The 22721-nt window shown below is 59.4% G+C and carries 25 protein-coding genes; 17 read left to right on the plus strand and 8 right to left on the minus strand.

Features of this window, described 5'->3' with window-relative positions; genetic code table 11:
* The first annotated feature begins 1 nt into the window (after position 1).
* The gene (locus tag MA03_RS07205; protein WP_052884603.1) at positions 2 to 907 is read left to right on the plus strand and encodes a ParB/RepB/Spo0J family partition protein; all 906 of its coding nucleotides are present in this window, start codon (positions 2 to 4) and stop codon (positions 905 to 907) included.
* 41 nt (positions 908 to 948) lie between these two features.
* Here MA03_RS07205 and MA03_RS07210 read toward each other — a convergent pair whose 3' ends face one another.
* Genes MA03_RS07210 through MA03_RS07225 form a run of 4 tightly spaced genes read right to left on the minus strand, consistent with a single transcriptional unit; the run spans position 949 to position 3548 of the window.
* Positions 949 to 1167 carry a hypothetical protein gene (locus tag MA03_RS07210; protein ID WP_052884604.1) on the minus strand — a complete coding sequence of 73 codons (219 nt, stop codon included), beginning with the start codon at positions 1165 to 1167 and terminating at the stop codon, positions 949 to 951.
* Positions 1157 to 2458, minus strand: a complete 1302-nt coding sequence (locus tag MA03_RS07215; RefSeq protein WP_052884605.1) for an ATPase, T2SS/T4P/T4SS family — start codon at positions 2456 to 2458, stop codon at positions 1157 to 1159. The genes MA03_RS07210 and MA03_RS07215 overlap by 11 nt, the downstream gene beginning before the upstream one ends.
* A gap of 2 nt (positions 2459 to 2460) precedes the next feature.
* On the minus strand, positions 2461 to 2856 hold the full coding sequence (locus tag MA03_RS07220) for a hypothetical protein (RefSeq protein WP_052884606.1): 396 nt from the start codon (positions 2854 to 2856) through the stop codon (positions 2461 to 2463).
* A 23-nt stretch (positions 2857 to 2879) separates the two neighbouring features.
* The gene (locus tag MA03_RS07225) at positions 2880 to 3548 is read right to left on the minus strand and encodes a ParA family protein (RefSeq protein ID WP_191118524.1); all 669 of its coding nucleotides are present in this window, start codon (positions 3546 to 3548) and stop codon (positions 2880 to 2882) included.
* A gap of 99 nt (positions 3549 to 3647) precedes the next feature.
* Between MA03_RS07225 and MA03_RS07230 the strand changes: the two genes are divergently transcribed.
* The 6 genes from MA03_RS07230 to MA03_RS07255 all read left to right on the plus strand — a co-directional run bounded on the left by MA03_RS07230 (position 3648) and on the right by MA03_RS07255 (position 7681).
* Positions 3648 to 4085, plus strand: coding sequence for a hypothetical protein (locus MA03_RS07230; RefSeq protein ID WP_052884608.1), 438 nt, complete (start codon positions 3648 to 3650; stop codon positions 4083 to 4085).
* Between the two features lie 113 nt (positions 4086 to 4198).
* Positions 4199 to 4561, plus strand: coding sequence for a hypothetical protein (locus MA03_RS07235; RefSeq protein ID WP_191118525.1), 363 nt, complete (start codon positions 4199 to 4201; stop codon positions 4559 to 4561).
* A gap of 37 nt (positions 4562 to 4598) precedes the next feature.
* Entirely contained in the window at positions 4599 to 5816 is a 1218-nt protein-coding gene (locus MA03_RS07240) for a hypothetical protein (protein WP_052884610.1), read from the plus strand.
* A 6-nt stretch (positions 5817 to 5822) separates the two neighbouring features.
* Positions 5823 to 6143, plus strand: coding sequence for a hypothetical protein (locus MA03_RS07245; RefSeq protein ID WP_052884611.1), 321 nt, complete (start codon positions 5823 to 5825; stop codon positions 6141 to 6143).
* Positions 6133 to 6447: a hypothetical protein gene (locus MA03_RS07250; protein ID WP_052884612.1), complete on the plus strand. Its 315-nt coding sequence runs from the start codon at positions 6133 to 6135 to the stop codon at positions 6445 to 6447. The genes MA03_RS07245 and MA03_RS07250 overlap by 11 nt, the downstream gene beginning before the upstream one ends.
* Complete coding sequence (locus MA03_RS07255; protein ID WP_191118527.1) at positions 6428 to 7681, plus strand: hypothetical protein; 1254 nt, start codon at positions 6428 to 6430, stop codon at positions 7679 to 7681. Before MA03_RS07250 ends, MA03_RS07255 begins: the two co-directional genes overlap by 20 nt.
* Before the next feature lie 22 nt (positions 7682 to 7703).
* On the opposite strand, the gene MA03_RS08905 is transcribed toward MA03_RS07255, so the two are convergent.
* Positions 7704 to 8009 (minus strand): hypothetical protein, encoded by a 306-nt coding sequence (locus tag MA03_RS08905; RefSeq protein ID WP_219731632.1) that lies wholly within the window; start codon positions 8007 to 8009, stop codon positions 7704 to 7706.
* A gap of 85 nt (positions 8010 to 8094) precedes the next feature.
* Here MA03_RS08905 and MA03_RS07260 point away from each other — a divergent pair, with 85 nt between their 5' ends.
* From MA03_RS07260 to MA03_RS07305, 10 genes are all read left to right on the plus strand, one after another.
* Positions 8095 to 9117 (plus strand): hypothetical protein, encoded by a 1023-nt coding sequence (locus MA03_RS07260; RefSeq protein ID WP_219731633.1) that lies wholly within the window; start codon positions 8095 to 8097, stop codon positions 9115 to 9117.
* A gap of 46 nt (positions 9118 to 9163) precedes the next feature.
* Complete coding sequence (locus MA03_RS07265; RefSeq protein WP_052884615.1) at positions 9164 to 11875, plus strand: hypothetical protein; 2712 nt, start codon at positions 9164 to 9166, stop codon at positions 11873 to 11875.
* 2 nt (positions 11876 to 11877) lie between these two features.
* On the plus strand, positions 11878 to 12459 hold the full coding sequence (locus MA03_RS07270; RefSeq protein ID WP_052884616.1) for a hypothetical protein: 582 nt from the start codon (positions 11878 to 11880) through the stop codon (positions 12457 to 12459).
* 41 nt (positions 12460 to 12500) lie between these two features.
* Positions 12501 to 12794: a hypothetical protein gene (locus MA03_RS07275; protein WP_052884617.1), complete on the plus strand. Its 294-nt coding sequence runs from the start codon at positions 12501 to 12503 to the stop codon at positions 12792 to 12794.
* Positions 12795 to 12880: 86 nt separating this feature from the next.
* A complete protein-coding gene (locus MA03_RS07280; RefSeq protein WP_191118528.1) occupies positions 12881 to 13102 on the plus strand; it encodes a hypothetical protein in 222 nt (73 codons plus the stop codon).
* Positions 13089 to 13712, plus strand: a complete 624-nt coding sequence (locus MA03_RS07285) for a hypothetical protein (protein ID WP_191118529.1) — start codon at positions 13089 to 13091, stop codon at positions 13710 to 13712. The genes MA03_RS07280 and MA03_RS07285 overlap by 14 nt, the downstream gene beginning before the upstream one ends.
* Positions 13705 to 14034 (plus strand): hypothetical protein, encoded by a 330-nt coding sequence (locus tag MA03_RS07290; protein ID WP_052884620.1) that lies wholly within the window; start codon positions 13705 to 13707, stop codon positions 14032 to 14034. The genes MA03_RS07285 and MA03_RS07290 overlap by 8 nt, the downstream gene beginning before the upstream one ends.
* Before the next feature lie 10 nt (positions 14035 to 14044).
* Complete coding sequence (locus MA03_RS07295; protein WP_052884621.1) at positions 14045 to 14449, plus strand: hypothetical protein; 405 nt, start codon at positions 14045 to 14047, stop codon at positions 14447 to 14449.
* Positions 14450 to 14474: 25 nt separating this feature from the next.
* On the plus strand, positions 14475 to 15299 hold the full coding sequence (locus MA03_RS07300; protein ID WP_052884622.1) for a hypothetical protein: 825 nt from the start codon (positions 14475 to 14477) through the stop codon (positions 15297 to 15299).
* 48 nt (positions 15300 to 15347) lie between these two features.
* Complete coding sequence (locus MA03_RS07305) at positions 15348 to 19559, plus strand: coiled-coil domain-containing protein (protein ID WP_052884623.1); 4212 nt, start codon at positions 15348 to 15350, stop codon at positions 19557 to 19559.
* Here the strand turns inward: MA03_RS07305 and MA03_RS07310 are convergent.
* From MA03_RS07310 to MA03_RS07320, 3 genes are all read right to left on the minus strand, one after another.
* A complete protein-coding gene (locus MA03_RS07310; protein WP_052884624.1) occupies positions 19548 to 21608 on the minus strand; it encodes a hypothetical protein in 2061 nt (686 codons plus the stop codon). The genes MA03_RS07305 and MA03_RS07310 overlap by 12 nt on opposite strands.
* A 253-nt stretch (positions 21609 to 21861) precedes the next feature.
* On the minus strand, positions 21862 to 22194 hold the full coding sequence (locus MA03_RS07315) for a hypothetical protein (protein WP_052884625.1): 333 nt from the start codon (positions 22192 to 22194) through the stop codon (positions 21862 to 21864).
* A gap of 56 nt (positions 22195 to 22250) precedes the next feature.
* Positions 22251 to 22628 (minus strand): hypothetical protein, encoded by a 378-nt coding sequence (locus MA03_RS07320; protein WP_052884626.1) that lies wholly within the window; start codon positions 22626 to 22628, stop codon positions 22251 to 22253.
* Between the last annotated feature and the right edge of the window lie 93 nt (positions 22629 to 22721).

Below are 22721 nucleotides of genomic sequence, written 5' to 3' on the forward strand. Positions count from 1 at the left end.
CGTGGAGCAGATTACTCTCATACCGTCAGATAAGCTGAAGCCCAGTATCGTTAATGTGAGGCAGCGCGTAGATCCCGAGCGGGTTCGCGCCCTCGCGGAGGATATCGCTGTTAGGGGGCTACTGCACCCCCTGGTTGTCAGAAGAGAGGACGACTATTATGGTGTTGTCAGCGGGAGGATGCGGCTCGAGGCGATCAAGCTCCTGCAGAGGGAGAAGCCCGAGGTTTTCGCGAAGCTCTTCGCCAACGGCGTCCCATGCCAGGTCAGGGAGCTCAGCGACCAGGAAGCCCTCGAGCTCAGCCTAGCCGAGAACCTCCGCCAAAACACCCTCACCCCAGAGGAAGTGGGCCTAGGCCTCGCACGGCTCCACGAGCTCGGGCTCAGCGAGGAGGAAATCTCCCTCCGCTTAATGCTCGCCCTTGACCAAGTAAGGCGTGCACTGAGGCTGTATAGGAAGGTGCAGCATATCCAGGAGCGCGTCCATGGGAGCAGGCCAGGCAGGCCTCCGAGTTCGGAGAGGAGGAGGGGCGTGAGCCGCACGGGTATCGCTGTCGTCGCATCGGTTCTCGACAGGCTGTCGGCACGGGGCGAGATAAAGCCCCAGGAGAGGGATGCCCTGCTCGACTACGTGGCAAGGAGGGCGGGAGAGCTCGGCTTATCGACCTCCGAGCTGGAGATCGTTGCGAAGCGAGTATGGACTAACCCCAGCCTCGCCGAGCCTTCAAGGCTCGAGCGCGTGATGAGGGAGGTCGCGCGGCTCGAAATGGTGGAGCGTGTAGTCGCGCTGCGCCGCGACCTTGTGGAGCGTGTGGAGGACTACGCGAGGTCCCGCAGTGTAACGTTCGACGAGGCTGTGAACGAGCTCCTTGAAGAGGGGCTGGCAAAGAGAGCCAAGATTGGCTCGTAGAGTCCAATTTTGGCTCGTAGAGTCCAATTGTGGTCAGCGGCCTAGGTGAGCTCCTCAGGGAGAACAGGCTCCTCCTCCAGGCGTACGGAGAAAAGCCCTCCCGCTCTCCTCCTTTTTCTCGCCCTCTTCTCGGTTTCAACAGTGGCTTTTACGGTAGCTCTCGCTAGCCTCCTTGCCTCTTCAATCTCTCTCTTCAATGGATCCTCCTCGTCCATGAGCCCAAGCCTCTTCAACAACTCCTCTAGTACTCTAAAAGTCACCTGTATCCACCCCGAGAGGTATAGCCTCAAACTTCTGGAATATGTAATCCTTCCCTTTGGCGTCCAAGGCCTCCTTCACCCTACTGTATACCGTCTCAGCCTCATTTGATTCTCCAAGCCCCAGCTGGAGCTCGGGCGGCAGGAGGCTCAGGAACTCCTCCTCGGGCAGGTATCTCCCCTTGAAGATTGGCGTGAAGCCCTCCTCTGTCAGCACGTAGACAGCTTGTACGCCCCGCTGAATCCCCCCCTCGCTGCTTATAGTCTTGCCGCATACCGCCCATACCCTCACCGCGTCCAATACGCTCGCCTTCAGGCCTGAAGCCTGAATAAGCGTGTCTAGCCTCTTGACCGCGTCCACCAGCCCGGTGCTGTGCGCCGTAGTCAAGACGGGGATCCCGCTGCCCGCAGCTTCAAACCAGGAGGGCACCTCCTCACCCCTCAGCTCGCCCACCACGAGCAGGTCGGGCCTGTCGTACCTGCGCGTTGCACGTATGTTGTCCGTCACCGTCCTGCCGCCGAAGCTGAAGTACTTGACGATGCTGGGGCCGTAGACCCGCGTCGCCACCTCCGGCTCCTCCTCGACGATAGATACCCTTAAAGAGGGCCACAGCTTCACGATTGTGCTGAGGACCCCGATGAGCGCGGTGGTCTTGCCGCTGCCCGGCGGGCCCACGAAGACTATGCTGGACGGCGACGCCGCGAGGGTCACAAGGCGCGCCAGCAGCAGGGGCTCCGCTTTGAAGGGCTCCGTCTTGACTACTATCCTCGCTGCGCTGATCTGCCAGCCCCCTGATAATTGTGGCAGAGAGATGTTTACCCTCCAGCCGTGAAAGTCGCCCGAGTCCTGTGGGTTCTTCTCGCTAAGCGGTATCCCGCTCACGATGGCTATACGCTGTGCTAAGGCCTCGACGTTCAACCCCTGGTGCTCAACAACATATCGTCTGCCACCTATCCCGGCCGTGACGTGTACTTCGCCGTTATCCTCCCTGATAAACACCTCTTGGGTGCCCGGGTAGTCGATGAGCGGCTGCAAGGGCCCCCAGGGCCCCTCAACCGTAGGAAATACTCTTACAACACCATTCCCAAATACAATATAGCCACTCTTAACCCTCAACGCCTCTCCCTGGATGGGCTCGTGTATCTGTGGCTCCCCGCTGCTAAGCTTGCCCCTGGGGGGTCTGAGAACCTGAAGGCCCAGCTTGAACCTTGAGGGCTTCTTCTCAGTAGGCTGACTTTCCGGCCCTCCTCGTGGCTCACGCTTTTTAGATATTTTTATCCTGGTCAGCGGCATGCCTAGATGCCCATTTTCGCCAAAATGCTACGGGCGTAGCGGAGCGTTTCAAGTTGCTTTTTCTTCTCCTCTATCTCTTTCTCAAGCATTTGAATGCGATTGTCCAGCTCTAAGGTCAGGCTCTTAAGCTCCTCGAGGGGCTTGGGGTTTACTCCAGCCTCTCTTAGTGCATTCATGATCTCGTCCAGCTTTGTGATAAGAGGGGGTTCACCGACAGCCTGATTCCCTAGGGGCGATGGCTTTACTTCTTTAACATTCTTGTCTAGAGCTTGGGGCAGGCTCGCGTAAGGCGCGTCTTGCCCAGCTTTAACCTGCTCCACTGGCTCCCGAACCATGCTGAAGAAGTCCTCGGTCGGATCCATTCTCTTGTCCTTATCTTTCTTAAGTATGAAGCTCATCGAAAACAGTATACCTGACGCTATTATTTATTCTTTATGAGCCTTGCAAGCGATGCTATTGCCTTGTCAAAGCTCGGGGAGGTGTAGTTTAAGACGTTGACTGTGGCTGGGCTTAGCCTCGTTATCGCGGGCTCGTAGGGCACGAGCACGAAACCATAGCCGTGCCTCCTCGCGAAACTCTCAACTATCCTCCTATACGTGTCAACGGCTACGCCTGGCAGCGGCCTAGGCACGTTTAGAGCCACTACCACCCGTTTCTCGCCGAAGCGCTTCAAGCCCGTGAGTATCGAGGGCTGTGTCGGCTCTACTACGCTTAGAATCGTGTCTGCAATGTAGAAAAGCGGCAAGTACCTCCTCATGGTTTCGATATCCGTGAGGGCGGGCAAATCAATTATGATTATGTCGAATTCGTTAAGTCCACGCACAAACTCGGCTACTCGACCAGGGTCTATTGCACCGCGGTTCACAGCCATGAACAGTGGCACTCCGTCGAAAAGCTCAACTCTCCTGAGGCTTCCGGCTGGATCCTGGCTAAGGTAGGGTGGCGGGGCATCCCCTAGCAAGTAGGAGGTTGCGCCGCCCTCGCTACTAGCATCTACTAGCAGGCTCGGCGACAATACTATTGATAAAGCTATGGCTAAAGTCGTCTTGCCGACTCCTCCCTTGCTTCCGCTGAAGGTTACAACAATCATATCTCTGTTCACAAATATGGTGCTACGGGTATTAATTTTTTGCCTCCGCACAGGCGTCTTGAAAAATTATATATAAGGGTCGCCAGAAGAGTATTATTGATGACTCGAAGAAGAGCGGCCATTCCCCCTATTGTTACAGTGATAATCATAATAGCTAGCGTCGTCGCAGCCGCTCTCGTCGCATACTTCCTCTACGCCTCCACTGCCCGGGGCACCAGGGCCACGCTCGTAAGCGTAGTCGGCCAGCCAACAGTCTACGCGAACGGCTCGCTCTACGTCACCCTGAAGAACGATGGCACGGCCCCCCTGGGCCTCACCGGCAGCCTCATCGTCGTCGGGGACGTCAACAAGAACCCCGTCACCTTCACCTTCGCCGGCTGCCTGGGCGGCGCCACCAGCCTAGACCCCGGCAGGAGCCTCTCATGCAAGTATAGCGCCGGCGCGGGCTTCAACCTCGGCAACATACCTGACGGCGCGCTGGCCACCCTCCAGACCGCGGACGGCACCCAGGTTAGCTTCGCCGTGGCCAAGCCCTAAAAAGCCCTAAAAATCTACTTCTTTTTTTCCCTTGCGTAATATTTATAGTTACAAGTTGCGTTTTCTAAACGATGAAGCGCGCTGGCGGGATACCACCCATTGTCACTGTGCTGGTGACAATTGCTAGCATTGTGGCCGCGGGCCTCGTAACATGGTTCATCTTCTCTTCCACTTACAGCGCAACAAGGCAGCCAGTCATAGACGTCAGCGATGCCTACCTCGTTGGTGGTACCCTCTACATAACCTTCCGCAACTTGGGCGGCGCAGACGTGTCTATCAGCAGTGTTTCAGGCAACTGCCAGTCCGGCGGCAGCTTCTCCTGGAGCAGCAGTACTCCCCTTACCCTTCTCAAGGGCGGCACCAATGTAGTGAAAGCCACGGTTACGGGAAACGTGAACGACGGCGACTTGTGCACGGCGCAAGTGGTCATGGGTGGAAACAGCCTAGCTATTAGCTTTCGAGTGGTAAAGCCGTAGCGTAAAGCTAAAAAATTAATTTTTCTGGTTAATCATAATGAGTCTCAGCCTTACATGGATAAGGAGCGAGGCAGACGCAGTACCCTTAGCGCTTATAATGCTGTCTTCTCCCCAGCTACCCCTCACGACTTTGAGGGAGGTGAGGCGCCACGGCTTCGACTACCTCCCGGATCCCGAGGATTTAGCCCTAGGCTCTGCGAGGCTGGACGGCTACAGCGAGCGGATGAGGCGTGTACTCGAAGCGGCGGTTGAGGTGCAGCGCAGCGGCTCACGAAGCGCTCTCGAGGAGAGGCTAAGGGACGTCCTCTCGGAGCTCCGCACGACCCTCGATACCGCGGACTACAACATCAGCAACCTCTACTCGCTCGTCAGCACGTTCACCTCGACGGTGCCAGCCACGATAGTCGCCACCCTAGCGCTCGTAGGCGGCGGAGCAGGCGCGGCAGCGCTCACGCTCATATCGGTCGGCTTGGTGCTCGCCTTCATCAGCGGAGTGGTCATCTTCCCCTGGGAGTTCGGCACCCCCACGCCGCCCCTGCGCACTTACCTGGCGCTACTGGCAGCTCTACCGGTGGCCCTGCTCGCCTACCTGCTCCACGCCCCGCAGCCGCTGACCCTGTCGCTTGCTGTGGGCAGCGTCCCGGCAGCGGTTCTGCATCTCCACTGGTCCAGGCGGGAGCTTAAAAGCCTGGAGAGGGCTAGGGAGATGGTAAGGGTCGCGTCCAGGGCCGTCGTTAACCCCTTCCACTCTCTGGTTAGAGAGGGATTGATTCAGGACCCCGAGGATCTACTGAAGCCGGAGTGGAAAGGCTTCGCCAGGGCTGCCACCCTGGGCTTGTGGCAGGTGCTATTGCACGGGGGCTACGAGAACCTGCACAAGCTCGAAGAGTACACGAGCCAGATCCTGGAGTTCGTAAAGAGGCTTAGGAGTAAGACCCGCGTATTCATGGTATACACGTTGATAGAGGCAGGGATAGTCGGAGCCATATACGCCGTGGTGCTCGCCACGTCAGCGCTCTTCGCGGGCGGCGGGGAGTGGCTCTCCAGGGCCGGCATCAGCTCCGCAGGCCTCCTCGAGCTCCAGCAACTCATCGACCCCGTACTCGCTCTGACCAGTCTAACGCTGGCGGCCGCCACTGCGGGAGCCAGGGAGGGCCGGCCCCACCTCCTCACGATATACTTACCCATAACCGCCGGCGCGGTCTGGCTGTTCTACACTGCTGCGAGCGCGCTGGCCCCCTCGCTGTTCGGGTGACGAGGCGTGAAGGCTGGAGTTAAGGGTGAGGATCACAGCGCACTGCAAGCATCGACTAGTGGCGACTGGCACGAGCTGAGCAGAGTGCTCACGCGCTTCCTCGCCTCGCAGAGAGGCAGGGTCGCGGTGCTCACGCTGAAACGCCTCCAGCGAGCCGGCTTCAAGCACCCCAGAAACCTATCAGGCTTCTACGCTGTGCTCAGGGAGCTCTTCCTCCTCAACGGCCTCCCCGACCCCCTCGGCCGTGGCACCTGGAGGCTAGTCAGGGAGGAGCACGACCCCGTCAGGTTTGTCCTCTTCCTCGCGGGTGATGAGAGTGAGGGTTGACGCCGTTGTGGCTATGGCAGTGGCTGTGGGGGGCACCCTGCTACTACTCGCGCTCTACGCGAGGCTTTACAGTGCATACGCCGGCGCTCTCGACTGCTACGCTGCGGCGCAGCGAGTAGCCAAGAACGCGTCGCTCTACGCCTCCAACCCCCTCGCCTACACGCCACCGCGGGGGTTGAGGGTGACGTTCTACTACTCAAACGGGACCGTCGTGGCCAGGGGCTCGGCGTCGAGGTCCCGGTGCTACGCCTACGCCCTCGCGAACGCGGGCGGGGTGGTCGTCCTTGTCAGGGTCGACGGGTAGCCGGCTCGCCCTCCTCCTCGCTGCCTTGACGGTGCTCGCCGTCCAAGCGCTAGCCGACCCTGTAATCACGGGCGTCGCGTGCACTGACGGCCGTGTAGCCGTGCTCTACAACGGCACCGTGCTCTCGCTCCCCACGCTACAGAGGCTATTCGACGCCGGCAACCTTCTCTCCTGCGACGTGAACGGCTACATCGCGGTCCAGAGGTACGGGAGGGTGGACGTCTACGACCCTAGCGGCAGGCTACTCGCGAGCGTGGAGGCGAGCGGTAAGCCCCTCGTCGGGCAGCGCTTCCTGCTCGTGGCCGGCGACGCTGTGATCCGGGCCTTCGCGCTTCCCTGGGGCTTCGAGGCCTTCAGGCTGGACGAGCTCTCCTCGCCCAAGTGCGTCAAGGTGCTCTCGGCTACGAGGGCTGCCTCCAAGGCGGTGACCGTCGCTAGCCCGTGCACGTGCCCAGTGAGGATGCGCGTCGAGAGCTACGTCCTCCTCTTCGACCTCGACACCGGGCTCTGGGACGTCTTCAGCACGGGGCTGGTCGCCGCGTGGGCTGTGCCCTCCGGCGCCCTCTGGGTGAAGAACGCCACGGTGTACTTTAACGGGAAGCCTGTGGCTACGGGGGGCCAAGCCCTTCCAGTGAACGGCTTCGACGGCTTCGCAGTCGTGGACAGGGAGGTCAAGGTCTACGATACGGCTGGCAGGCTGGCAGCGGCACTCCCCCTGCCGAGGGGCAAGGGGCTGGCCGTAAGCAGGGTTAACGAGGGCTTCCTCGCGTGCAGTGACTACGAGTGTTCTAGCCTCAACGCCTCCATTGATTTGGAGGGAATATACCAGCCTCCAGTGGTGCTTGACGGCGATACATACTATGTATTGCTGGCTGGGGGCCGGCTGAAGCTTGTTCTAAAACCCATGAATACCAGCGTTACCCCCCAGCATGGAAACTCGACGCCACCCGTAAAGCCCCGTAACGACACAGCTCAACCCGACAAGACGACACGGCTGGAGCCCGAGGCCCAGCAGTCAACCGTTGAGCAGGCTACCGGGTATAAGCCCGGCCTGGGAAACGCCTCTAGCGCGTTACAGGCGCCTCAAAACGCTACTCCGAGCCCCGTGGTCACGCCGGCTGTGGCCACGCCCCCGCAGGGCGCCAGCTGGCTTCTCGTGCTCTTACTGCTCGGCGTGGCTGCCGCAGCTTTTCTCTGGCTTCGCCGGAGGAGCGTCTACCGCTACGTCTTCTAGCCCCCGCAAAGTTAAGTATATGTTATAGTGTGTCGCGTTTTTTCTTGATGGATAGAAAAATATTATTTATTACAGGCGTAGCGTCAGCCATCATTCTAGCACTCATAGCATTGCAACAGGCTGCCCGGCCCGGCGAGGCACCCCTCAACCCCTCAACACCCCCCACAACCCCTGTAAAGGTGAAGCTGTCCGTGACCGTGCTGGGGCAGGGTAGCCTTGCCATCAACGGCACGCCAGTCTCGAACAGCACCCTGCTCCTGGAGCCCGGCGTCGTCAGCCTGGAGGCCAGGCCTGCAAGCGGGTGGAGGCTCAAGCAGCTCCTCGTCAACGGCTCGCCCGGGGTCGCTGACTGGCTAAGGATCAGGGGCAACACGAGCATCGCTGCTGTCTTCGAGCGGGTAAAGGTGAGGGTGGTGCTGGTGGTGACTGGTGACGGGTTGCTCTACGTGAACGGTAGCTTAGCCGTGAACGGCACGGGCTCCAAGGAGCTGGAAGCCGAGCCGGGCGTGCTCCTGCTCGCTAGCCTAGAGCCCTGGAGCCCTTTCCTTCAGGCTAGGCTCTACGTGAACGGCACGCCCGTGGAGCGCTGCCCCTCCTGCCCTCCGGTCTACGCGGTGGAGGTGCGCGGCGACACTGAGCTCAAAGCAGTCTTCGAGCCCAGGAAGGTGGTGCTCCGCGTCGACGCTAAGGGCCTCGCCGCGAAGCTGGCCTCGAAGAGCTGGGAGCGCGGGGTCAACGGCTCGGAGGTCATCGGGGCTGTAGCCGGCGAGCCCGTGAACGTCACCTCTTACTGCCCCCCGAGCCCCGAGGCGAAGCCCTGCATCGTCGGCTGGGCCGTCAGGGTGCACGCGCCTACGGGCGTGCTCAACTCCACGGCCTCGGCTAATACAACCGTAGTCCCCGTCTACGACACCGAGCTCGAGGCGATCGTGCAGAAAGTGGTCGGCGGCATACCCAGCCCCGTACCCGGCGGAGTCCTCTACGCTGGCAGGGAGATCCCGGCGGAGGCGGTGCCGAGGCACGTGTGGCTCGACGTGAGGCCGTGGACCGCCAGGGTGGAGTACCTCGGCAACGGCACCTGGCTCATCGACGAGCCAGTCGGCAATGATCTCTACATCGCGGTGCCCCCCAACTGGTCCCTCGTGACCGTGGAGGCTTGGCTCGTGGACAGCTACGTTAAGCCCTACCTCGACGTCTACGTCGTCACCAGCAATAACCCCGTCCTCCGCTACAAGGGGGCGGGCACCTGCAGCTCCTTCCCCAGCTATGTGAGGATAACCCTCACCAGGGACGGCAGAGTCCTCGAGAAGCCCAAGTATTGGTGCCTGGGAGGGGGGTACAGCACTATCGGCCCCGACCCGCAGGCCAGGGAGGGCTACCTCCTCCTCACCGTGGCCAGCGCTAAGCTCAAAGTGCGGGTATCGCTCCAGCCCTAAGGGGCTGAGTGATAAATAAATACTGGCTGTTTCTCTCATTTACTCGATGAGGCTAGCATTCGTAGGGCTATTCGTAGGGCTAGCGCTCCTAGCAGCCACTCTCTCAGCGGCGCTCGCCGCGGCGTCGCCCGACCTCGTCAGCGTCTCCTGTCCCAACGGCAGCAAGGGCTACGTCGCCTACGACCTCAACCTGATATGGATCTCGTACGTGCCCCGAAACGAGATAAGGGAGAGGTACGGGAGCATCCGGCCCGGCGTCTACCTGCGGAACTTCACCTGGAACTCGACGCTGTGGTACGCGGTCTGGAGGCGCTATGCCACGTACCTGTCGTACCCGTCTGGGGCCTCGTGGGACGCGTGGTATCGCATGAACTACACTGTCCAGTTCAGCTTCGACGTCAAGCTGGTCAACAGGACCGCGGGAGGATCGCTGAAGCCCACGTGGTACGTCAACCGGAGCGGCACGATGAAGGGCTACGTAGTGTATGGGGGCGGTATCGGAGGCACCCTCTTCGAGGACTACGTGGTGAAGGCTGGGGGGGCAGTGGCGAATGTGACCGTGTACAACTGGACCGTGTGGCTGCAGGTCTACGGGGGGCAGAGCGGCCTCGACTACTTCGGTGTCTCTGCTTACACATACCTCGACGCAGCTTGCTTCGCGGAGGCCGGCGGCGGTGGCGGCGGAGGAGGGGGGCAGGGCGTCACCCTGACCACGAAGGTCGACGGGTGCGCGGAGATAGACCCCAAGCCTGGAACCTACACGTACTCGAAGGGCTCCACCGTCACGGTGAAGGGTAGGGCGCAGAGCGGGGCCGCGTGGCAGGGGATGCACGTGCTGTGGGAGGGGAGCACGCAGTGGGAGTGGCTGAGCTGCACCTGGCAGGACGGGTGGTGCGTCGCCACGCTGACGCTCGACAAGAGCGCCACCGTCGAGGCGAGCGCTTCGTGCCCGCCGAAAGGCGCGGAGGCCTGGCTAGTCCTGACGGCCCCCTTCTCCACCACGGTGAAGGCCACGATCACCGACCCTGAGGGCAACACGTTCACGACCCTGCTCCCCGTAGACCCGAGCGGCTGGGTCATCGGGTACTCCAGATCCCCCCCCGACCCGACTGAGACGTATCAGTGCTACAAGAAGACGTGGAGCGTGGTGCTGGAGCCGAGCGGCTTCGCCTCTGCGGTCTACACGGTGCAGAGGTACTGGTGGGACGGCTCCCTCGACGGCTACCCCGACCCTTCGCGGCTCACGGGCGGTAGGCTCACCGTGAACGTGGAGATGGGGAAGTGCATGGCGGGGAACCACGTGGTGTACAGCTACGCCGTCTTCAGGTTCAGCAACGGGACTACGACCACCTCGACGTGCAGCGACACGACCTGGTGGTCGGGGTGCCGCTACTACGCGCCGAAGGACCGCGTACACATCTCCCCCACGCCACAGACGCAAACCCGGCTCGTGGGCCTTGAGCGGCTTGGCACGCTGTTCCTGCCGGGTGAGGCGATAGCGTCGCCTCTCTTCAACTCGAGCTGGGGCTGGGCTGGGGACTGGGCGATCCGCGCCGACCCCCTGCATTCTTGTGGCGAGTACGTCGTGGCGCACCTGTACGGCGTTGGTAGCGGGCGTGACTTCTACGTGTCCCTAGGCAGGGACGTGCGGCAGCTCAACGTCACGCTGCCCGTGAACTGGAGCAGGGGTGGGGCGAGGTACGTGAAGGGCAGCGTCATGGTGATCCCGAGGAATACTACGGAGCTTTCAATGTACTTCCCCAGGGTGGTGGGGGGCGTGCCGGGCCTCCCGCAGGACACCTACTACCTCATCGGGTTGGCGGCGTGGGACCCGTACAAGTCGCCCCTGGCAGCAGGGCTCGGCGTCGGCAGGGGTAGCTGGGACACGGGCTGCTGGCTAGGCAACGGGACTACGCTGGCGGTCTACAACCTCACGTACACCTACACCTTCAAGAACGGCACCATGGTGGTCTTCCTCCAGCCCGTAGTAGTATCCGCTTTGAAGGTCAAGGACGTCCAGGCCAGATACGTGGTCGGCAGCTTCGACGCGGAGAGGCAGCACAGGCCGATCCTCGCAACGCTCACCGCCGAGATCACCTGGGCGTACCTCCCGAGCCTGAGCGACTCGCAGAAGCTAGGCATCAAGCTCCACCCGCCCAGGCAGGAGCTCACAGCTGCACTGGTGGTCGCCGGCAGGCCCCTGCTAGTCGCGGGCAATAGGAGCGAGAGCGGTAACAGCTTGTTCTTCACCTTCAGCTTCGACGCTGAACGGCTGGTCGAGGCGCTGGACTGGAGGCTCACGCCCGCGAGGCTCGAGGCGTGGTGGCTCGGCGCCTACGGGCAGCCCCTGGGTCCCGTGGAGCAGCAGCAAGCAATGGACCTCTACATCGTGCCGGCGATGGCCTACCCCCTCGAGTGGCGGGAAGGCGACGGCTTCACGCTCAGGGCACAGCTCCTCGCGTGGCTGAACAGGAGCACGCCCCTGGACATGCCCGTGGGCTACGTGAACGCGTGGGTCGAGTTCTACAACATCGTGGGCGGCCAGCCCCTCACCCAGTACAATGGAGTATTGTATGGGCCGTATGGCTCGAGCGGGACCGAGGTTAGCGTCAACGTGAACCTGCAGGGGAGCAAGGGACTCGCTGTGGGCATGTACGTGGTGCCGATGGACTACTCCCTCGCGGGTAAGCGCTACGCCTGGGGCAACCTGCCCGCGCTGATAGCGCCCTTACCCGCGGTCTACCCGCCACGCTCATAAGGGTGAAAAATAAATATTTCTTTACCCTTCTACCCATCGTGGATCTCAGGATAGTATTGCTTGTATTGGCGCTAGCAGTGGCTTCCACGCTTGCCCTGTACGCGTACCGCTCCTCCGTGCTGAGTAGCAAGCCCCTCCCCGGCTACGAGGCTGCCCTCGCTGTGAGGGACGCCCTAACGGCCGGCAGGCTCTCGGGCTTAGAGGTCCACGTCTCCCAGGTGCCGATGCTGTTGAACATCACCGTGGACGGTAGGGAGTACGTCGTCCAGGCAAGCAGGGTGCTGGTCTGCTTCAGGGCTAGGGGCGCGCCCGTCTACGAGGAGCCCTCGGCGAGGCCTTGGCGCTCCTGGGGCAACGGTACTCATGCTGGTGCAGTGAGCTGGATTGGGGTGCGTGACGACGGCTCCACTGTTCATGTATACTTTTATTCCGCAAGCATTACAGGGAAGGCTTCAAGCCTATGCGTGTCCTCGCAGGGCAACGCCGTGCTCACACTCGCGTCTAAGCAGGGATGCGTATCGGGTTATTGCTGGAGCGGAGCAAGGAGCTTGATTGTGCTAAGGCGCGTCGTCGGCTCTTGTTGACGCGTGGAAATGTTTAATTATTCCCAGCGGTTTTAACGCTTGTGATTGACGAGGCTATAATAGTTTTAGCCGAGGCGGTATTTCTCGCAGGGCTACTTATCCTCGCGTCACGTTTATGGCTTTTCCACGGAGATCCCTACCCTATGCTCGTAGCAAAGGCGGTGAACGCTAGTGCCAGCGATGCGGAGACAATGATAGTTTTGCCTAAGCCTGTACACTGCGAGGCGTGGAAGGTGTGCTACGCGGGGCAGTGCTACCCTGCAAGCCTCTCAGGCTTCACCGGTTCATCCTGGAATTACATAATCGTGGATAGGGGGTACGGGGTGGGAGGGTGAGGCACCTCGAAGCCCTGGCCATCGCATCCGTGGTGGCGGTGACAGCCACACTGCTGTACAGGCTCTACGTGAGCCAGGTATACCCGGTGCACCAGGTCGGCGCGCAGAGGGCCTTAGCCTTCGCGCTGCTCAAGTGCCAGTCGCTCGAGTGCTTCCTCAACGCTACCAGGGAAACTGTCCCTGTTCAAGCCATCTATGTTGACGGAGTGCTCGTGGCGGGCTCTCTCGGGGGGCCCTCCCAGTGCTACGCCGTAGTCGTGGTGAACGCTACACAATACCACGTGGTGAGGGTGTGTGCGAAGGCGTAGGGGCCAGCTCGCACTGCTGGGAGTCATAGTGTTAAGCGTGACGCTGCTAGCCTTGGCCAGCATGGTCCCGGTGGAGCCAATATACGCGTACGAGAGGGGGCATATGCAGTGCGCGCAGCTCGTCCACGTCGCTAGGGCCTGCCTAGCCTCGGGGAGGTGCACGAACGAGACGCTGCAGGAGCTTGTCTCGAGAGTATTAGCGGTGAACGCGACGGAGCCCATGCTGATGTACCCCGTGCTCCAGTATACGAGGTATGAGGTGTCGAGCTGGAGCGTGGCGAACAGGACCGTGTTCACGATTAAGACGCTGAGGGCGTCCTCGGAGAGCGTAGAGGTCTATGTGCTCGCGGCGAGCTATCCGTATTCTGGAAAATACAGGAAGTTCTGGCTGGGCAAGGAGTGGACGCTGTACAACCTGACCCTGTGGTACATGCACAGCTATGCCTCTCCGTTCTTCAACGTCCCCCAGCTGTGCCCGCGCATCTACGACCCCTCCGGCCTCGCGGACGTGAAGCCCCTGGAGCAATGCCTCTGGAGGGTCGGGGTGCCGGGCAACTACACCCTGAGGGACGAGTTCGGTATCCCCGTCAGGGTGGTGGTGCGTGGATAGGCTTATCGCGGGCCTAGCCTTCATCATAGCGCTGGGCGCGGCGTTGGCTGTGTTCAGGCCCCCCAGCCCCGACCGCTGCAGCGACGCCCGGCGCCTAGCAAGGGACGTTCAAGCCGCGCTGCACGGCGCCGTGGTCGAGGGAGTGTACTACCTACCCCCAACAACTGTGAACGCTACCGGTTTATACTGCTGGGAGTGCCTCGCCGCCGCAAGGGTAGCGACGGCGAACAGCACCACACTGCAGGGAAGGGTCCGTCTCCTGGTGTACTCCGACCGGTCTGGCAGTGAGGCAGTGGTAATTTTTAAATACTCTAAACAGTAATAATTATTCGATGAAGAAAGCCAACTTTATTGTATTTGTTTTGATGATGAGCCTCATAATAGCAAGGCACGCGTATGCTCAGCTCCCACAGCCGAACATACCACAGATTACGGATACGTTGAAGTTCATCGCAAGCTTCGCGTACTGGTTTGTGATATTCACAGTGCTGATAATCATGGTTGTAAAGCTGGCCTACGGCAGGCTACAGGCGAGTACCGGTGTACCTGGAATTTCATCTAGGGGGTACACAGAGACATGGGAGGCTGTCTCAGGGCTGGTGTGGACGCTGATAATCCTCCTGGCAGCACCCTGGATTGCCTACATTGCGGCAAGTGCTTTAGGGCTTCCACAGGTCCCGCAGTTAATCGTGGACGTCATGACGTATATTTACACGCATAACCCCCTTAGCCCTTAACATTTTTTTTCCACCGGTGTAAGTCTTGCTTGAGTGGCTGCTCAGCGGAGTAAACTGGTCATACATGGCACTGGCCTTCTCAGCCGTGCTTGTAGAGGCCCTCTGGGGGCTACACTTAACGCATAGCCCCGTGCCCTCCGTACGGGAGCGAGGCTACAGTTTGATATGGGAGAGCCTCGAGGGGTTCACCTTTGGAGCTCTACTGCTCCTATCCATCGCCGTATTCGAGGGCCCGATCCTGGGATGGGTGAAGGGCGTGGACGTGGCTACAGCGGAAAGGATGTGGGCGGAGGCCCAGCAGAGGCTGTCAGATTACTTGTTAAGCATAGCGTTGCTCGAGCGTGACTTATCACTGACCGTGGTTTTCAGCAGCCTCGCCGGTACAGTCGGGGCTAGCAGTATACTTGCCCGCTTCATGGCGCAATACCTGTTGTTCTTCTCGACGGCTATGCTCTTCCTGACGTATATAGTTAAAGGCTACGGCTCGCTCATGTTCAGCATAGGCATAGCCCTGGCGAGTGTTAGGCGCGTGAGGAGTATAGGATCATACCTTGTCTTTAGTGTGATTGCTATAGTGGTGGCAAGCTGCTCTCTCGCACCCTTCGTCTACAACAGTCTTCAAAGCCTCAGGTTCAGTTATAAGCCAGGAATAATAGACGTGCTGAGCGAGGCGTTCAAGCAGCTGTTCACAGACCGGCTACGAGACCTGATAGAGGATGGCAAGCTGTTAAGCTATATAGCTACCGTGGCAACCGTGGCGGTAGCGGTTATCACGGCGGTGGCGGCGGCGCTGTCGAGGGCTTCTGGGGGCCTGATGGACACGTTGATGTCGCGTGTAAGAGGCTTGTAATTAATCTGAAATTAATTATTTATTAAAGCGTTCAACGTTTATTATAATGTGGATCCAGGCCTAGCGCCTGTTATAGCGTACGTATTATTCCTACTCGAGACGCTTTACATATCATACAAGCTGTACGTGGGGGGCAGGAGGGACTACGAGGAGCGCTTCTGGTCAACCCTTGCAGCACTGGTCGTAGCCCTCCCGTTAATGTTTCTCGATGTCGCCCTGGTCGCAGGGCTTTTCGGCGTCCCAGGCAGCTACCTGGACTACAGCCTCACGCTTAGGTACGCGTACGCGGTTCAGCAGGCCGCTAACCAAACCCTGAGCGGGCTACCGAGGTGGTCAGCGTGGCTCGGCACGGGCATAGCCATAGTTGAAACGCTTGCATGGGGTGCGGCCCTAGTCAGCGGCGGGCTCAGCCTCCTGATAGGCTACGCATCGGCGGCGGGCCTCGGACTCGTCAAGGCGACGCTGGACGCGGCGACGATGAGTGCTCAGGCGATGTACGCGGTCTCACGCCTCTACGAGCTAGCCGGACTGCTGGCTCCTTACGCGAGGACGCTTGTCCCCGTCGGCCTAGCACTGGCAGTTTCCAGGAGGACGAGGCCCCTTGGAGCGGTGATTGTTGCCGTGGGCGTGTTCTTCGGCTACGCCATGCCCTTCGCTCTAAATGTTGTGGCGTGGAGGATCCAGGAGGTTCAGGCCCCCGGGGCGCCGCAAGGCGCGCTCGGAGCGGTGTGCCTCAACGTCGTCACGTGCGGCAGCGTGGGGAAGTGGGGTAACACGACGTGTGCTGGCTTTCCAGCACTTGTCGAGCTCGGGGACCTCACGCATAACAGGACAGTTGTTAGGCAGTCGGGGAGGTGCTTCGTGGATCTGGCGGGCAACTACACTGTTAGAGCCGTGTGGTTCGGCCCCCTACGTGTGAGCCCGAACGAGTCGTTGATAGCGCCTAGCGTATTCGAGGTGAAGCCCGCGGCTAGGGTGAAGCCCGGGCGCGAGGTCCCCGACGCACTCACCGGCAGGGTGCGGGACCTGAACTACACGGAGTTCAACAACGTCACGATAGTTGTGCACTGGGGGCCCGGCGGCAGGGACCGCGACGTCTTCACGATCACGTGGGTGCCGGGCCAGGGCGCGTCGTGGGTGGCTACGGACGGCTTCCACTTCCCGTGGGTCAATGTGGAGTGGAGCAGGGAGCCGTGGTTCAACGCGACGTACTTCTCGCGTGCAGACTACGTCGAGGCAAGCCTCTGGGGCGTGGGGAGGCAGAAGATGTATACGGGTAACGTCACGCTGCCGGGTAACAGGACGGTGACTGTGAACTGCACGGAGGTCGAGGCGTACGTGTACGGCACGCTCCTCGGCGACCCGCAAATAGTGGACAGGGGGTTAACCTACATCGAGGTGAACGGGACCAGGCACTACCTGGTGCCCGAGGTAAAAGTCACCGTTAGGCGCTACCTGGGGGTCGACCCTGAGTCGTACCTATCCATGATGCGCCGAACCATTGCCCCGTGGTTCAACCAGTCCGCACGCGTCCTCAACGCTACGCTCCGAGGCCACGTTTACCTGGAGCTGGTGAACAACACGGTGGCGAAGATGCACATCTGCCCCACGACCGGGCCCGGCTACTGGGCGAAGTGCACGACTTTCGAGAACCCCGCTTACAAGTGGGGGATACCGTACGACTTTATCCCTATTGAGTTCGCGGAGGCGAGGTACTGCGGCCACCTCGTGAGGCCCGCGAGGGTGAGGCATTGGCTAGCGCTGGACACGCATATAAGCGTCGGCGCGTCCACGGTGGCGGCCACGTTCTACGACTCGTCGCTGGAGTGGGTGGCGGAGCAAAAGCTGGAGCTCTACGAGAGGGCTAGGGGCTTCTTCATCAACGTGTACGAGTTCATAGCCCTGCTAGGCATAACATTCGGCCTCGCGGTCGCAGGGGTTGACGCGTTGTCGGGTTTCCTCGAGGGGCCCTCGGTCACCTTCGCGTTCATGCCGAGGGGGCTGCGTAGGAGCTACTGGAGCATCGTTGTGTCTAGGCTCCCGAGCATCGCGTCTGCACTGGCTGGGAAGGCGCTGCCGGTGCCGAGGGTCGCGTATGACGCTGCTTTAAGCGTCTACGTGGAGGCTTTGCCGCGACTGATACGGCAGCACGCGTCCACGTATCCCCTGCGGAGGCTCAAGGAGGCCTTGAGGGAGAAAGGCAGGGCCCTGCTTGCAGACGTGAGTGGCAGGCTTTCAGTAGTGGAGGAGGCCTTGAATAGGCATAAGCGGCTGTTGTCGGGCGTCAGTGCTGTAGACCGGGTGGTTAGCGCTGTTAGGGGGCTCGCGGAGGCCACCAGGCTAAGCGACGTCGCCAGGATAACCGTCACGTTTGCGAGGCTTGTATGGGAGGAACGTGACACGCATGCCGTGAATTCGTTTCTTAGAGCTGTGGCCGGGACGCTTAGAAGCGAGGCCCGCAGGATGGCTGGGGAGGTGCCCGTCCAGCTACACCCCCGGGCTAGCGTGCTGGCGAGCATTGCGGGCAGGATAGAGTGGCTTGAGGCATTCCTAAACCCCCGGGAGCTCTACAAGCGTGCAGTGTTCATCACGGGTATGGCGTTGTACAACACTCCACGCACCGTGGTAGGAAGGGACGCGCTCGCGGTGGCGCTTCTAGGCGTGAGGATCAGCCGTGCCATGAGCTTTACAGGCGCGTTAGGCGTAGTGGACGTGGAGGCTAGGAGGGCTAGGGAGAGGCTTGTCGAGGCCTCTGCCAGGCTGATGTCTGGCGATGTCAAAGGGGCTGCCAGGGTTTTGGAGGATGTTGAGAGAGTTGTAAGCGGCAGGCTTCGAGTAATGGGTTTGAGCGAGGCCGAGGTTAACGCGTTAACGGCCGTGTGGAGGGCTGGCGAGGCGTTGCAGAGGGCTCTGGGCTCAGGGCTCGAGGAGGGGATGCTCAAGGAGTACGTTAGGGTGCTGGAGGAGGCCTTGAAGACGATAGTCAACCCGGAGGTCAAGTCGTACCTAAGGCAGGAGCTCGAGTTTCTCAGGGGGCTTGAGTGGGAGAGGTTTGTGGAGCTAAACGCTGGTCTATCGGAGCCGGAGCCGGGCTCTCTTCGAAGGGAGCTCGAGGCGTTGAGGCGTGTAGCCGAGGCTGCAGGGAGGAGTGAAGCCGCGAGGTTGTTCGAGGAGGCCGCGCGAAGGGCAGAGGTGGACGTTTGGGAGGCGCTCGCGATTGCCGGTAGGGCCCTCAACCTTATGGGGCTGCCGAGCAGCGTGGAGTCAAAGCTCGTCGAGGCGTTCAGCACCCGGGACGCTGACAGTTTTAGAAGGCTTTTGGTGGAGGCCGCCGGGCTTTGCAGGCAACACGGGCTGGGCGAGCTCGCGGAGAGGCTTGAAAGGCTCGCAGCGGTCGAGGGGAGGGCTGCGGCGACGCCGGGCCCCTTGGAGCTCGGGGAGGCTGTCTGGGACCTGCGTGTAGTCCTTGACAGGCTTGCAAGGGGTGATTGGAGGGCTGTCAGGGACGCGGAGGACCTTCTACGAGTCCTTCAACGGGTCGGCGACGGGAGGCTCGCCAGGATACTCGAGGGCGGGCTGCTCGCCGCGGAGGGCGAGCACGTGGAGGGGAGCTGGGAGGCCGTAGGGGCGATATACGTCAGGGCGCGTCGCCAGCCGGAGCTCCAGCTCGGCGAGCTCGTGTTGAGGGGCGCGGTAGTCGAGGAGGCCGCGGCGAGCGCCATGGACGACGTAGTTAGGCTGGGGCTCGACGCCGCGGTGGAGCAGGCGAGGAGGAGGGTTTTGGAGGTACGGGAGGATTTCGAGGTGGATTTCGCCGAGCTCGTGCTTCTCGTCTCTGCGGTGGAGGGCGAGGAGGGTGCTAGGCTGGAGGCTGAGAGTCTCCTGTGGACGGTTGTCTCCAACCCTCCTAGCGTCGAGGCCGCCGGGAGGCTGGCTGCCTACGCGTCGAGGGTGGTCGAGAGGGAGTACAGGGAGGCGTTGGAGGCTTACAGCCGGGCGTTGTCCCTCTCCGGGAGCCTCAACCTACACCCGGGGGAGTCCAGGGCCATGCAGGCTTTTCAGGCGGACCACGCGAGGAGGGCGTACCACGCCCTGACGGAGGCGGTCGAGGAGGTACATGCCAGCCGAACACGCATCGCCTCCCTAAGGATTTACGCGGACATCCTCCCAGAATACAGGAAGACACTCAACGATATTGACGCGATGCTCAGAGAGCTGGAAGAACTCCGAAGCAGGATAGAAGGACTCCTAGAGGAATAGGATCCTCCAGGCTATACGCGGTGGCTTTACAGCGACACGCGTGCTCCAGGAAGGGTTGCCGTTAGCTATGAGAATAATATCGTTCAGCTGGTTCAGGGTGAAGTTTAGATCAGTGGACAGTTGAGGCTTGCTGCCGCATTGAAATTTGGAGACTCCGATGATGGAGGAGTTCACTCTAACGGTCACCTCGTATTCCACGGGATAAGCTGGACAAGACGAAGTGAATACCGTGGCGTTGACGCTCGCGAGTAACCATCTGGGCGCCACGATCTTCGGCGAGGCTGTCAGAGTTACAGTATAGCGGGGCAGGTCTACTGTCACAACTCCAACATAGTAAGTTGCGTACGGCACGGCAACACTGCCCGAGAAGCCGGAGATCTGAACCTGTGTCTGTAATGATAGAGGCTGTATAGTTACGCTGACAATCGTCTTGTCGCTTTCGGAGTTATACGAGGCAAGGGTCACGGCAAGCGAGGCGGGCTCCACAGGGAGGCTTGCCTCAACATTATTGGCAGGGTCTAGCTGGAGTATAATTTTCCCAAGGGCTCTACTAATAGATCCAACAGTCTTGAATTCTATCCTTACCTCTGTGGCTCCAGGCTGCAGTGTAAGGCTCTGGGGGACGTTGGTGTACACGAGTATACTCTGGTTGTCAACCTTGGGCTCGACAACCTTCAAGAATGCTAAGACTTTGAACTTGTTGGGGTTAATCACCCTCGTGATTATGCTCCCATATGCACTGGAAGACAGGTAGAGGGGGGTCGGGGTTACGAGTTGGAGGGAGGGCTTTTCAACGCTAACGGTGATAGTGGTTTTCTCGCCAGAATACTCTATGCCGAGGGGGTAAACGCCCCAGCTCACGCCCTGTAGTGTGAGGTCCACGTAGCCCGAGGAGGCTGTGAGCATCGTCCCGTTAACTAGTACAGCACCGTCTACGGGCTTGCCTGCATAAGTTACGTAAAGTCTAAGCTGGAGGGTTCTATCTATGGGGTTAAAGACGCCATCCCTTATCTCTGCCGCAAGTGGTGGTGAGAATGTTATTGAGACTTGATAGTTCGCCTGGGAGAGACTAGGATTTACCAGGACCAAGATGAGGCTTCCGTTTGACACGTAGAAGGGCTGGTTTAATGCTAGATTGCTCCTTAGAGTCCCTGTCGTGGAGATAGTGACTAGGCCCGGTGAGGGCAAGCTGATCGTGAAGTATTTAGCACTCAAACCGTCGAGAGAGAACTGCGTGCTCCAGCCAGAGGGGGCCAGCGTTACCTGCTGGTAGCTAGGTCGGTATGTCGTCCCGCATATTTGGACACCTTTAGCGAGTGCAATGAGAAAACTCGTGTAGGCGGAGTTTATCCAGTCCGAGATGACCGAGCTGCCTGAAAACGATGCTGAGAAAGAGGTAGCGGCACCCGCATACCCCGACGAGATGACCCAGTTGTAGAAGGCTCCATAAGCGTAGCTCTGCGGGGCAGCGTTGCTGAAGGAGTAGGGGTTGGTGGTGTAGAGGTTGTACTGGAGGAAGTAGGAAGGCTCCCACCCGCAGATACCCGAGAGCGCCCCGGCAACCCCCTCAGCGCTGGCCTCTACGTACCATGGATAACTCTCCAGTACGTTCTTGTACTGTACATAGGCTAGCTGTGCTACGTGATTCATCTCGTGGTAAGCAGTGTGTGTTAGGACAGACTGGGATAGACCCGGAGCTATCTTTATATCCACTATACAGGTGCTCAGAATCTTCCCAGTATTAGGGTCGTAAGAGTACTGCCATGTGGTAAGTCCAGCCTCACTACCGGAAAGGCTCTGAATGTAGACAGCGTACTTGTTACCGTTACAAGAGGACGAAAGCCCTACTCCCCGGTTGACAAGAGCTGATCGTGCAGCCTCAAATGCATTGGCAACGCTCTGTGCGTATGCTGATCCAGCGCCAGCATTGTCGTACACGTCAAAGTTCTGGGAAGAATAAGTAGGAGCAGAAAAGGATACGCGTGCCGCAAAGGCTAGGATAAGTATCAGGATTACCAGCAGGATTAGGCTTCTACCACTAAGTCCCACATCTTAAGTTTTCTCAAAGCGAGCTTTTATCTTTTCCACTAAAGCTTACACTTTGTTAAATGTCAGGGTCCAGCTTCTTAGGCCCCCTCCTGAATCTTAACGCCTCTGGTTGGGTTAATTTCTCCGAGCATTTCTCGATAATCTTACGGCGAGGGCTAAGCAATACGAGCCCCTCTAAGGTCCAAAACCTCTGATGCGAGCTTGAACAGTGCCTTATAAACAGGCTCCAGGCCACAGTCGGCGGCGAGTATTCTCATCTACTTCCTCCTGTAATCCTGATGAGTGTCTTGAAAAAGTGCTTCCTAGCTAGCTCGCAAGCCTTCCCGGGAGACTTAGCCATGTAAGTATTCCATATCGACAGGTAAAAGATGCCTGCTAGTATCCTGTAAACCAGGTTATCTATAGTTGTATCTTCTATATACAAGATATTTGTGTACTCGTCGACAACAAGCCCTTCTGTGACAGTGTTTCCGTGCGGAATTTTCTTGTCGATTTTAACGGTTATAAGATCAGGTGGCTGGAGGCCCTCAAACATCGCTAGGGACTTAGCGATCTCAAGCAACCTAGCTAGCTGATCCCTATTCACCTAAACCATCTCTAATATCATAAGGTGCAAAAAATAAGGATTAATACTCGAGAGCCTTAAGCTGCAACCCTCAGCACAAATTTTCTTATTATCTCGTCAAGGTCTTCGAGGCTCCTCAGAGTAACCTTGTCATAGTTTTTGGCGAGAGCCCAGAGAGGGCTGTCCCGTGTGACCGAGTACTTCACGCCATGCTTGGATTTGCCTACTTCGTTTATGTATTCCCGCTCTTTCAGCCTCTCTAGAACGTCTTTAATCAGTGTAAGCACGACTGGGTGAGTGTCTATGCCTGCCAACACAGCTATCTTCTTCGTGTTGAAAGTTATCATTCCACCCCTAGTATGTCTGATCATCTCAAGGATCGTCAGTATAACCTTGGAGCTAAACTCTCCATAGTTACGGTAAAGTGGAGGGACGCTCACACTCAGACAGAACATCTTCTTAGTCCATTAGTTGAACACTTAACATGACTTGAACTCCCTTCATATTTCAATAGAAATACATTGTACTTCCTGCGAGGCTCCACGGGC

Source organism: Thermofilum uzonense, from assembly GCF_000993805.1.
Classification (GTDB): domain Archaea; phylum Thermoproteota; class Thermoprotei; order Thermofilales; family Thermofilaceae; genus Thermofilum; species Thermofilum uzonense.

Coding starts and splice junctions, on each gene's coding strand:
- MA03_RS07230 (WP_052884608.1), top strand. CDS start 3,648: ATGACTCGAAGAAGAGCGGCCATTCCCCCTATTGTTACAGTGATAATC.
- MA03_RS07295 (WP_052884621.1), top strand. CDS start 14,045: ATGAAGAAAGCCAACTTTATTGTATTTGTTTTGATGATGAGCCTCATA.
- MA03_RS07240 (WP_052884610.1), top strand. CDS start 4,599: ATGAGTCTCAGCCTTACATGGATAAGGAGCGAGGCAGACGCAGTACCC.
- MA03_RS07225 (WP_191118524.1), bottom strand. CDS start 3,548: ATGATTGTTGTAACCTTCAGCGGAAGCAAGGGAGGAGTCGGCAAGACG.
- MA03_RS07220 (WP_052884606.1), bottom strand. CDS start 2,856: ATGAGCTTCATACTTAAGAAAGATAAGGACAAGAGAATGGATCCGACC.
- MA03_RS07265 (WP_052884615.1), top strand. CDS start 9,164: ATGAGGCTAGCATTCGTAGGGCTATTCGTAGGGCTAGCGCTCCTAGCA.
- MA03_RS07320 (WP_052884626.1), bottom strand. CDS start 22,628: ATGTTCTGTCTGAGTGTGAGCGTCCCTCCACTTTACCGTAACTATGGA.
- MA03_RS07215 (WP_052884605.1), bottom strand. CDS start 2,458: ATGCCGCTGACCAGGATAAAAATATCTAAAAAGCGTGAGCCACGAGGA.